Origin of the sequence: Hydrogenophaga sp. T2, assembly GCF_049843535.1 — a bacterium.
GTDB classification, from domain to species: Bacteria; Pseudomonadota; Gammaproteobacteria; order Burkholderiales; family Burkholderiaceae_C; genus Hydrogenophaga; species Hydrogenophaga crocea.
This window is the reverse complement of the sequence record NZ_JBBHZJ010000001.1, coordinates 752,801-763,541: the sequence shown is the minus strand read 5'-3', so window position 1 is coordinate 763,541 and position 10,741 is coordinate 752,801. Positions and strand designations below refer to the sequence as shown.

Here is a 10,741-nt window from a genome sequence, read left to right as displayed (position 1 = left end):
CCAGCGCGATCGAATCATCGAGGCACTTCGATCGGGCCCAAAAACATCCTACGACTTGCGCTGCCTTGGTTGCTACCAGGCACCGGCCCGAATCAAGGAATTGCGTGATCGGTTCGGTTACTCCATCCGAACTGAGCGGGTGACGCTATACGACCGCGACGGATATATGCACCCTGGCGCGGCGCGCTATCACCTTGAGGCTGAGCCAGCAGGCACGGCATTGACGTGAACGGGCGCAATGGAAGTCGTAAGAGCGGCTCTGGGCGCGATGCGGGCGGATTTGTGGCCCTCCCTTGGGCGGTTCTCGATTCGCCTGCCTACGCGGCTCTCAGCGTTCACGCCAAGGCCCTTCTTCTTGAGGTGGCGCGGCAGTACGTCCGAGACAACAACGGGCGATTGCTGATGTCACGTGCCTACATGGAGAAGCGCGGCTGGAAGTCGTCGGACATGTTGACCAAGGCGAAGCGCGAGCTTCTCGACGGTGGGTTTGTCCATGAGACCGTCAAAGGCCATCGCCCCAACAAGGCGAGTTGGTACGCGGTCACCTGGCAAAGCCTGGATCGACATCCGGGCTACGACGAAGGAGCCGTGGAGACGTTTGTGCGTAGCGGGTACGCCCGAAAGCAGCCTCTCAAAAACGCAAGCCTTAGACCGCCTCACGGTGCAGGAGCCCCCTCCATTGCACCGCCACACGGTACAGGGAAGCCCCAGCCTGTACCGCCACACGGTCCTATTAGGGCCGTTTTCCCCAACTCCTCTGTACCGCCCCACGGACACCATCTAGATATGCCATCTGCACGGGCGTTTTGCACCAAGACATAGGACACGAGCAATGAACTGGACCGAAGAAATCCCGTGCCTCAGCATCGAGGCCCAAAGCAACGGCAACTTGAGACTTGAGGACAAGAGCTACGGCGATGGCGCAATCATCGATCTGCACCCCTGCCAGGTGCGGCTCATGGCCGAGCGGCTCGGCTTGATTCCTGGCGCCGTGACTGAAAGCGACGGCCCAAGGAAGACTTCTTGCGATGGTGGCAGTCTCTACCAAGAGCTTGAGCGCCTAGCGAACTGGCTTGAGGTCATAGAAGTTCGATCGGCCCAGCTGTACGACAACATCATGGCTTGCGCGTTGCGGGCACATGAGGATCTGAACATCGAGGTTGCTCAAGCATCTGCCCTGGCGGACATCGCTGAGCAGCTTCTAAAGGACGCGAGAGCCACGTTAAGGCGTGCCGCGACACTTGGGATGCAAGCCCCCGACAGCGGAGCTGAGGCGGCTCCAGTTGCGTCTTCTGCAGCTTCCAAGGGTGTGACCACGTCCGTGGAGACGCCTGCACCAATGGCTCAAGGTGAGCTTCTGTGATAGGGGGCAACTGTGAACCTCGCACAGAACCCGATCTTGGGGTACGTGAGTCGTCCGCCTCGGCCAGAGAGGGAGCTTCGTCCGACGGGACGCCCGAAGAAAAGAACACCCGCGCATTACGCCGAGATCTTGAGAGGGCATGAGGAACTTCGGCGGTGGTTCTACGAAGGAGCGGGGCGTATGCCGACCTCCGACCGGGAGCTTTACGAGGCCTTCAGAGACCACGTGCTAAGTGCTGCAGAGCCAGGCACCGAACTAGCTCAGGAGGTACGTCTCGGCATGAGCATCAAGACGGTTCGCAATGTGTTGGCTGAGGCTAGACGCCATTTCCGGGACTGTCCCGAAAACTCACATTCACGGGTTTGACCGGTATTCGGTCGATCAGATACATAGAGATATGAGCATTCAGGTTCTGACCTTCTGGCGCAACAAGCCGCCAGTCACAACGCCAACGACGGACGAAGAGCGCCACGTTGCTTTCACCGAGTTCGCAGTCAACCAGGTGAAGGCGTCAATGCCTTGGCTTCTGCCCCTGCTTGACGACGCAAACGCGACGATCTACGCCGGCCCACGGCTCTTTCTGTTTCGCACACCAAATCATCCGGAGTGGGTGGAGGTGCCGCAGATCTCTGAGTGCATCGCAATGGTGCCATGGGCTGAAGTCAACGAAACCCCGCAGTGAAGGGAGCGAACATGTTTAGTGGATTGCTGGATATCGGCGGACCGGCGCAGAACCAAGATACCCCTGGTTCGGGGGGCCTGCTTGGTTTCGCTTCTTCTCCTGCTGGGCAAGGGCTGCTAAGCGCCGCCTTCGGCGCTGCTGCTTCTGCTCGGCGTGGTCGGCCATGGAACACGCTCGGCGCGGGGGGTCTCGCTGGCCTCACGTCCTATGCGCAAGCATTGGATCGTCAGCGGCTAGACGCAGAACGATCAGAGCAAATGTTGGATCGAGCCGCCAACAGGCAGTATCGCAACGCGCAGATGGAGGAGATCAACGCCAAGCTTGTGAAGCAGCGTGGTGAGAACGAATGGCGGGCTGGGCTTCCTGGAGTGATGCAAAAGGCCCAGACCTCCTACGGTGCTGGCGATGAGGGACCGACGATGACCCCGGCAGACCCGGAGGCCTTGCGCCGGTACGCCATGCAGCCCAACTCCCCATTTGCCGACGATGTGCTCAAGGGCATGTTCGTAGCCAAGCCGCAAGAGGCCTTCACCCTTGGGCCTGGGCAAACCCGATTCGGTGCAGATGGCCGTCCAGTAGCGTCTATGCCGAAGGAGTCGAACAAGACGAACGTCGAGTTGATGTTGGACGCAGCGGGCATTTCAGACCCCGTGCTCCGACAGACGTACATGAAACAAGCCTTGACCAAGAGCGTGACGCACGCACCAGCTGCAAACACCAATGTCGTGTTGAAGCAGGAGACGGAAGAGGCCAAGAAGGTTGGCGGCTTCTTCGGCGAGGAGTACGGCAACATTCTCAAGGCTGGCACCTTGGGTCAAGGCAAGCTGAACCGCTACAGCCGCCTTGGTGAACTGCTTCAGGGTGTGCAGACCGGCAAGTTCACCGAGACCGGTCTGGAGGTCGCCAAGGCGGCTCGATCCCTCGGCTTCAACGTCGGAGAGAACGTCGGCAACCTTGAGGCCGCGCAGGCGCTTTCAGGCGAGATCGCACTTGAGCTGCGCAACCCGTCCGGAGGTGCTGGTATGCCTGGTGCCATGTCGGATGCCGATCGCCAGTTCCTGGTGAACATGGTTCCTGGCCTCGCGACAACTCCCGAGGGGCGCACGCTCATGCTGGATACGGCTCAGAGGCTTGCGAAGCGCGATATGGATGTCGCTCGCATTGCGCGGGAGTATCGCAAGCGCAACGGCTCGATTGACGAGGGCTTCTACGACGAGCTGGCGAAGTTCTCCGCTGCCAATCCGCTGTTTTCCGGCGGTGGTCAACGCTCTGGCACTCAACCTGGCTTCAAGATTCGCAGGGTGAACTGATCATGCCCAAATACGAAATCACCGCGCCTGATGGCGCTGTCTACGAGGTTGAGGCTCCTGAAGGAGCGACTGAAGCGCAGATCATGAGCTTTGCGCAGCAGAACATGCAGAGTGCAAAGCCCGGGAAGTACCAAGAGGGCCGAGCCGAGAGTAACCCCGTCATTCGAGGTCTCGCAAACGTGGTGCAGGGGCCGACTTTGGGTTTCGGGGATGAGTTGGTGGGCGCCGTCGGCGGTGCTTACAAGACTCTGACCGGCGACAAGCCATTTTCAGAGAACTACCGTGAGACGCGCGACTACATGCGTGGCGTACAGGATCAGTATCGCGAGGATTTCCCGATCGGCTCTGTGGCCACGCAATTCATGACGGCTGCTCCTACGCTCGCGGCTAATCCGCTGGGGGCTGGAGCTAACCGTGTGATTGGTACGGTTTCACCGAAGGCGGCTGCATGGTTGAACCCCACCACGAAGCTCACCGGCCTGGGCATGAACACGGCCCGAGCTGCTGCTTCTGGGGCGGGTTATGGAGCGGTCAGCGGGGCTGGAGAGTCGCGAGCAGAGGACATCGCTGGCGTGGCTGCAGACGCCGGAAAGAGTGCCCTTGTGGGCGCGGCCACTTCGGGGGCTATGCAGCCTGTGCAATCCGTCCTAGGTGCTGTGGGACGAAATGTCGCACAGCGTGTGTCTGATGGTGCAGCGGGAAGTTACGCACAGCAGAAGGTGGCGCAGGCGCTCGCCAGAGATGCTGCTGGTTCGGTGTTTGAGTCTGGGGCGGTGAGCCCATCGGGCCGGGTCAATGCCCGATTCAACAAGCTGGGGCCTGAGGCAACGGTCGCGGATGCTGGCGGCGAGAACACCCGGCAACTGCTGGACACGTTGGCAACCCTGCCCGGAAAGACCAAAGATCGCGCGTCCACGGTCATCCGCGATCGGCAAGCCGGTCGGGCGGGGCGTCTCGTGAACGCTGCTGACGAGGCACTCGGCACCCGAGGGGCTGGCTTCACCCAGACGATTGATGCGCTCGACTCTGCTCGCCGTCAGGCGGCTGCACCCTACTACCGCGAGCTTGAAGGATTTGCCACCCAGGTGGATGACGACGTACTCACCCTGCTTGGTCGCACGGCTGGCATTCATGGCGAGGCGCAGAAGCTCTATCGCTTGCAGACGGGTCAGGATCTCGCGCTAGGCAGTCTCAAGAAGGGCGATCAGGTGCCGTTCGCTGTACTCGACACCCTCAAGCAGTCGCTCTATGACGCCGCAGACTCGGCAAAGCGTCAGGGCAACAACAAGATGGCCAAGGCCATTGACGATGTACGCGTTCAGTTGACGCAGAAGCTCGACGCTGTCGCTCCCAAGGTCGATGGTCAGTCGGTCTACAAGCTGGCTCGCGATGCCTATGCAGGCCCCTCCCAGTTGATCGACGCCGCAGAACTGGGGCGAACCGCTATGCGCGCGGATACCTTTGACGTTACAGCCAGCATCAAGGGCATGGGCCCGTCAGAACAGGAGGCCTTCCGAGTCGGCGCTCTGCAAGCGCTGCGCGAGAAGACCGGCACCCAGGCTGGGCAGTCCTCGCTTCTCAAAATGTGGATGGAGCCCGCCACCCGTGATCGTCTTAAGGCGATCTTCGGCAAGGACTACCGCACCTTTGCTGCGGAGGTGGCGAAAGAGTCGCGACTTAAGGGGCTGGAGGGTGTTGGACGTGGATCGCAAACCGCCTCGCGTATGTACGGTGCGGGCGATCTGGACATCGCTCCAATCCTCGACACCGCAACTCTTGCGACTAGCGCAGCGCATGGGAACGCGCCGGGCATGCTCACGGGGGCTGTGAACATGTGGAATCGTGTCCGAACCCCCGAGGCAGTGCGTGACGTTATGGGGCGCATCCTGCTCTCAAAGGGTCAGGAGGGCGCCAACAACCTTCGTGCAATGGATGGCTTGCTCACCCGTATCAACGCTGACAGTGCCGCCCTGGCTGAACGATCCGGCGCTCTGTATGGGACGGGTGCCGGCATCCTCAGCGGTGGAAGCACTGGCGGCGGGCTGCTCGGTCCCTGAAAAAGCAAGGAGAGATCAGGAGTGCCAGGAAGCAAATGGAAGCCCGGGCAGAGCGGAAACCCAAGTGGTCGCCCCAAGGGAACGGGTAAGTTCGAGAAGCTCCGTGAGGACATCGCAGTGCACGTGCCCGAGATCATTGACATGCTCGCTCAACAGGCAAAGGGCGGGGACGTTGCTGCGGCTCGCCTACTGCTTGAACGGGTGTACCCGGCAATGAAGCCGGTTGAGGCGACTCAGCCGATTGACATGCCCGAAGGCACGCTGACCGAGCGAGGGAATGCCGTATTGGCTGCGATTGGTGCGGGGGAGCTTGCGCCGGCCCAGGGAGCCGCCCTGGTTGCGGCCATCGGCGCTCTTGCGCGTGTGGTGGAAGTGGATGAACTGGCGGCCCGTGTGGCTGCCCTGGAGGACAAGCATGCAAGGTCTTGAACGACGCCTCACATTCCTGGAGGAAGTCAGGGCAAGGGAGCGGCAGCTATCGCGCCTGACGGATGCCGAACTAGACGTGCGGATTGCGGTTCGCCTGGCAGAGATTCCATCAATGGATCGACAAGAACTTGAACGGCGTGAGCAGGCGCTGAGAAACGCGATGCCGAACCGCGGGCGAAGCACCGCCAACTTGGAGAACGACCATGCCAACGCTTGAGGCACGTGTCCGGCAGCTTGAAGAGCAGGCGCCCCGCGACGACGAGGAGATTCTGATCATCATCCGTGCATTGGTAGGCGTAGACGAGTCAGAGCTTGGCCCGGATCGAGCCGTGAGATACAAGCCAGTCGGCCTGGAGTCGATGCGTGAGGATCGCCACTGGCCTCGCAAACCGGGCGAGTCGGTTGAAGCGCTGACAGCCCGCGTGAAGGCCGAGCTGCGGACCGAGGGGCACAAGGTCTATTTGGTGCGGGAGGTCTACGACCGCGAACAGGTAGCGGGCCCCGACGTGTGAGTTGGTCCGGCTCCTCGTGTGACGTTTTTCGCCGATTGTCTGCTCGGAGGATTGCTGCTGTACTGATTTGGCGCTAGTCCGATAGCATGGCCTCTCATTAGAGGGAGTCTGGCCATGTTCAAGAAGTTGCTTGGGGCGCTGGCATGCTGCGGAGCGTTGGTCACGCTGTCTGGGCCTGCTCAAGCAGGAACCATCATGGCTGCGGAGTTCGGCGGGCAACCACTGATCTACCAGGATGGTGGCCGGGTAACGGGTTGCGGTGTGAGGATCTTTGGGCTCACTAAGTACACCTCCCCACGCGAGGTAGTTCGCGTAATCGATTCGTCGATGGTGTTCTACGTGGAGGGGATGAGCCTTCTGAAGGCCGGAATGGGAACGACAACAGGCGATGCCATCACCGAACAGAAGCTGCGCCTCAAGCCTGTAAACATCTCAAACTTTTGGATGCGGCGGGCAGGTGACAACCCACCGGCTCCATTGAATGGGAAGGTCCTTCGAAGTCCAGAACAACCAAACTTCCTCCTGTACGGCATTTCTATGGCGTCATTCGCTGACTTGAGCGAAGTGGTGTACGGCGAAGTGGAGCTTCAAATCGGTGTTCGACCTGACAAGATCGGCATTGACTGGGTGCTCAGTGGGAAAGTCGTGATGAGCGAAGAAGATATCCGCCGCTTCGGCGATTGCTTCGACACGATCATCAAGAGCATGGGCGAGCAGAAGGAAAAGCGATGATCTGCGGAAGCTCAAGACGTATGCTGGTCAATCAGTTTGTCTGGCTCGTTTTACCTGTATGCGCCCTTGCGCAGGTGCCTACAGTGCTCATTGAGGCCTGCAGTCAACTTGAGCCAACGTCCAAGCGCGTTGAATGCCTGAAGGCCGCGAATGGCCAAGCTTCGGCGCGGTCAAGCTCGCAGACCCCACAGTCCGCTTACGCTCCTCCCGCTCGACCCACTTCGCCCAGCGCTGCGCAGTTGGCACCCTCTCCAAACACCAGCTACACGAGCCCGGGCGGGAAGACTTGCTATGTCGGTCCAAGGGGCGGCACGTACACCATTACCAAAAGTGGCAGGAAGAACTATGGCGGCTGTTGAACCACGCGTTCTCACGCTTCAAATCGACAAAATTCAATCTGGCCTTTACCGCGCTGAGCTTCAGTGGAAAGGAGATGCCCTGGGCGAGGCGGTGGTGTATTCCCGTATCGGCGAAGCGATCCTCGCTGAGACGGAGTCTGTGCATGCCGACTTCGCGCAGTTCGTTGAGGTGCGCTACCACGAGCTATCGAGCGGTACGATCCCTCTCAGCCTGGTTTCTGGGCAGGCTGAGGAAATCGCTGAGCGGTTGGTGGGACTGATGCACGAAATGCGCTTGATCGCGGGCGGATAGATCCCCGTCTGCCGAACTTGCCCACGAAGATGCTGAAGATGCCCAACGTCTGGAAGTGAGCAAGTTGAGCACCCTCGGGGATCTCCAATCGTTTGATTGCTACATACATGGAGCGGCGCATGGGTAGGACTATTCAGCTCACACCACCGACTGACCCTCCAATGGTTGCTGCCGAGAGGGCGGAGTTTGAGATCTGGTCTCGCGCGATGGGCTACAGAGTCGATCGATCTCAATACGACTGGGTCTACAAAGACCGGCTCGCCAGCAACGAGCGGTCGGGATGGATGGGGCGTGCCACTCGCTGATTCGAGATACCTGCGCCATGGTCGCCCCTCTCGCACCTACACCGCCACATTGGAACTACTTCCTCGCGCTTGAGGACGATGTCCTAAAGCTAGCCAGGTACATCGAGCCGGCCAGGCAGAACTTCGGGGCGTACTCCCTGGAGCTCTCACGCATCCTCTTTGCTGCTGCTTCCGAGGTTGAGGTAGTCTCTCAGCAGTTGTATTCCGCCCGAGGCGGGAAGGCCAAAAAGCCTCACGCTCCCGATTGGATGGGGGAGGTGCTTTCGGCGTTTCCCCTAATCGTAGGGACCGTGATTGACCTTCCTCGCTTTGGCTTGTCGTTGGTGCCGTGGGCTGGTAGCGAGGCAAAGTCACCGCCCTCGTGGTGGGGGGCGTACAACAACGTTAAACACTATCGCCATTCCAATTACAGCCAAGCCTCTCTGGAGCATGCTCTGAATGCGGTTGGGGCCTTGTTTGCTCTGTTGCTGTACTTTTACGGCGAGGATGCTCACCATGGACGACTGTTTCCGAACCCGACGACGTTTTTTGTAGGCCATCCATTCACTGTTGACCGGCCCGCATGGGGTCCGGACGTGAATCTCTATCAGTTGATTGGGCCGGCAAGCATGTCTTGAACAACGACGAACAGTTAGAGGAGAGGGGGTATGTCAGTGGGCTCACACATCCTTCGTCAAATTGGCTCCCGCAGCGCAGCTGCTTACGTCCGCATGTCCAGCGATAGGCAGGAACTGTCGATCGGCACCCAGCTTGTAGCCATTCGAGCTTATGCAGCTTTGCATGAGTACAACCTGGTTCATGTCTACGAGGATGCGGCCAAGAGCGGGCTTGCGATCTCCAACCGCGATGGCATGAAGCAACTGCTCTGCGATGTGATGACTGATCCGCGGCCGTTCGATGTGGTTTTGGTCTACGACGTGAGTAGATGGGGAAGATTTCAAGACATCGATGCAGCTGCCTACTACGAGTACACGTGCAGGTTGAACGGGGTCAACGTTATCTATGTGCAAGAGCCTTTCGGGGCCGATGATGCGCCTATGACGGCGCTGCTTAAGACGCTGAAACGAGCGATGGCGGCGGAGTACGCCAGGGAGCTTGGGTTGAAGTGCCGTGCAGGCCAAGACCGGGCCATCCAACTAGGCTTCCAGATGGGGCAACTGCCATGTTTGGGCCTTCGGCGGGTGGCGATCGATCGCGATGGAGGTCGACGGAATCTTGAGCGCGGACAGGGGAAAGCAAACCAGACAGAGCGCATTGGCTGGGTTCCTGGGCCGCCGGAGGAAGTCGCCCTGGTGAATCGGATATTTGCGATGTACGCGGCAGATGGCGGAACCATTAAGGGCACTGCCAGACAGCTTCAGCATGAAGGTCTGATTGCGCCTTCGGGTCGGCCCTACACGACGTCGATGGTTGATCACCTGCTCCGATGCGAGGCTTTTGCGGGCAATTTTGTTTGGGGAAAAGAACGCTACGCAGCGGGAGCACCAACCAAGAAGCGCCCTGAGACCAGAGCCGACTGCGTCATCGAGCGGGTCGTCCCAATGGACCTTTGGGAGATGGTTCAGAGGAAGCTTTGGACCAGGCGCCGCCTTCGAAGAGACAAGGAAGAACTGCTGCAAATTCTGCGTGAGAAGCTCAAGGCGCACCCCGACCTAAGCACGCTTGATCTTGAAGAACTTGGTGTTCCCTCGAAGAAGGCCTACGAGAAGGCCTTTGGGTCGATGACTCGAGCGTTGAGTCTTGCCGGACGAGACGGTGCGCTAATTCGACGACGCCATGAGGCAAGTAAGCGCAGAGGGCGCAGTGTCGGCGATTCCCTAGAGCGCGACATCTCAGAACTGCTCGAGCAAGCTGGAATCGCTTGTCACCCTCACCCCCGAAGCCGCCTCCTGATCCTTGAAGAAAGGCTTCGGATGAGGCTCCAGCTAGTTTGGCCGCGAAGCAAGACACTGGGAAGACGCTGGCGAGTACTGAAGAATCGGCGACCTATCGCTGACCTTGTGTTGATGGCCCAGATGGGCGAGGGTGACTACGTCAAGCGGTTCTTGCTTCTGAGTGCTGAGCAATATAAAGGCATGGCTCCCTGGCTTCCGGCAGACCTGGGGGCAGAGACAGATCCGATATCGACTTCCGAGGAGTTGGTCGCGCGAATCAAAAGCCAGTTGTCACCGCCCTTTGCTCAGACCTGATCGCTTGACTCGGGGGGTTCGAGCTTCTGCGCGTGCACGATCGCCAGAGCTACCTGCACTGAGATTTCCTGAGCTGCCTTTTGCCAACTCCATCCAGGTGGCATGCGCTCGAAGTCCACACCGCGAAGAGCGTCGGTGACGCGTTGCTCTATCGTATCCCTTGCCCAGGTCACCCGTTCCCGGCTAAGAGACAGTCCTCTGGCTACGCGATGCGCCATGACGATGTCATGAGCAAGGCGAAGCAGCTTCTGTAATTCATTCGGGGGAATCGCGTCCACGTTCATGAATTGCTCTACTGCGTGGCGCAACCACAACGCTTGGTTCACCTCAGTGAGGCTCGTGCTGCCTCAGTCAGGATGGCGCGCCGGATGGTGCATTTTCCGTCTGGTAGCACTAGAGGCCGCATAAACACTGGTGGTCTGGCGGAGACGGTGAGATTCGAACTCACGGACCCTTGCGGGTCGGCAGTTTTCAAGACTGCTGGTTTAAACCGCTCACCCACGTCTCCGCA

13 protein-coding genes and 1 tRNA gene are annotated in these 10,741 nt (G+C 59.6%); 12 read left to right on the top strand and 2 right to left on the bottom strand.

Going from position 1 to position 10,741, the window contains the following annotated elements:
* From WDZ95_RS03580 to WDZ95_RS03525, 12 genes are all read left to right on the top strand, one after another.
* Positions 1–229 (top strand): helix-turn-helix domain-containing protein (locus WDZ95_RS03580; RefSeq protein ID WP_425776225.1); only part of this gene is annotated, 229 nt, incomplete at its 5' end.
* A 603-nt stretch (positions 230–832) separates the two neighbouring features.
* The gene (locus WDZ95_RS03575) at positions 833–1,363 is read left to right on the top strand and encodes a hypothetical protein (protein ID WP_425776223.1); all 531 of its coding nucleotides are present in this window, start codon (positions 833–835) and stop codon (positions 1,361–1,363) included.
* Between the two features lie 397 nt (positions 1,364–1,760).
* On the top strand, positions 1,761–2,045 hold the full coding sequence (locus WDZ95_RS03570) for a hypothetical protein (protein ID WP_425776221.1): 285 nt from the start codon (positions 1,761–1,763) through the stop codon (positions 2,043–2,045).
* Between the two features lie 11 nt (positions 2,046–2,056).
* Positions 2,057–3,355, top strand: coding sequence for a hypothetical protein (locus WDZ95_RS03565; protein ID WP_425776219.1), 1,299 nt, complete (start codon positions 2,057–2,059; stop codon positions 3,353–3,355).
* A 2-nt stretch (positions 3,356–3,357) separates the two neighbouring features.
* Positions 3,358–5,412 (top strand): hypothetical protein, encoded by a 2,055-nt coding sequence (locus WDZ95_RS03560; protein ID WP_425776217.1) that lies wholly within the window; start codon positions 3,358–3,360, stop codon positions 5,410–5,412.
* 21 nt (positions 5,413–5,433) lie between these two features.
* Complete coding sequence (locus WDZ95_RS03555; RefSeq protein WP_425776215.1) at positions 5,434–5,841, top strand: DUF5681 domain-containing protein; 408 nt, start codon at positions 5,434–5,436, stop codon at positions 5,839–5,841.
* The gene (locus WDZ95_RS03550) at positions 5,828–6,058 is read left to right on the top strand and encodes a hypothetical protein (RefSeq protein ID WP_425776213.1); all 231 of its coding nucleotides are present in this window, start codon (positions 5,828–5,830) and stop codon (positions 6,056–6,058) included. Before WDZ95_RS03555 ends, WDZ95_RS03550 begins: the two co-directional genes overlap by 14 nt.
* Positions 6,045–6,353: a hypothetical protein gene (locus WDZ95_RS03545; protein WP_425776211.1), complete on the top strand. Its 309-nt coding sequence runs from the start codon at positions 6,045–6,047 to the stop codon at positions 6,351–6,353. Before WDZ95_RS03550 ends, WDZ95_RS03545 begins: the two co-directional genes overlap by 14 nt.
* 114 nt (positions 6,354–6,467) lie before the next feature.
* Positions 6,468–7,085, top strand: a complete 618-nt coding sequence (locus WDZ95_RS03540; RefSeq protein WP_425776209.1) for a hypothetical protein — start codon at positions 6,468–6,470, stop codon at positions 7,083–7,085.
* A 345-nt stretch (positions 7,086–7,430) separates the two neighbouring features.
* Positions 7,431–7,736, top strand: coding sequence for a hypothetical protein (locus WDZ95_RS03535; protein ID WP_425776208.1), 306 nt, complete (start codon positions 7,431–7,433; stop codon positions 7,734–7,736).
* 322 nt (positions 7,737–8,058) lie between these two features.
* Positions 8,059–8,658 carry a hypothetical protein gene (locus WDZ95_RS03530; protein ID WP_425776207.1) on the top strand — a complete coding sequence of 200 codons (600 nt, stop codon included), beginning with the start codon at positions 8,059–8,061 and terminating at the stop codon, positions 8,656–8,658.
* Between the two features lie 30 nt (positions 8,659–8,688).
* A complete protein-coding gene (locus WDZ95_RS03525; RefSeq protein WP_425776206.1) occupies positions 8,689–10,230 on the top strand; it encodes a recombinase family protein in 1,542 nt (513 codons plus the stop codon).
* Here WDZ95_RS03525 and WDZ95_RS03520 read toward each other — a convergent pair.
* The gene (locus WDZ95_RS03520) at positions 10,221–10,514 is read right to left on the bottom strand and encodes a hypothetical protein (RefSeq protein WP_425776205.1); all 294 of its coding nucleotides are present in this window, start codon (positions 10,512–10,514) and stop codon (positions 10,221–10,223) included. The two genes, WDZ95_RS03525 and WDZ95_RS03520, sit on opposite strands and share 10 nt — an antisense overlap.
* A gap of 136 nt (positions 10,515–10,650) precedes the next feature.
* Positions 10,651–10,738: transfer RNA gene (locus WDZ95_RS03515), tRNA-Ser, on the bottom strand.
* Between the last annotated feature and the right edge of the window lie 3 nt (positions 10,739–10,741).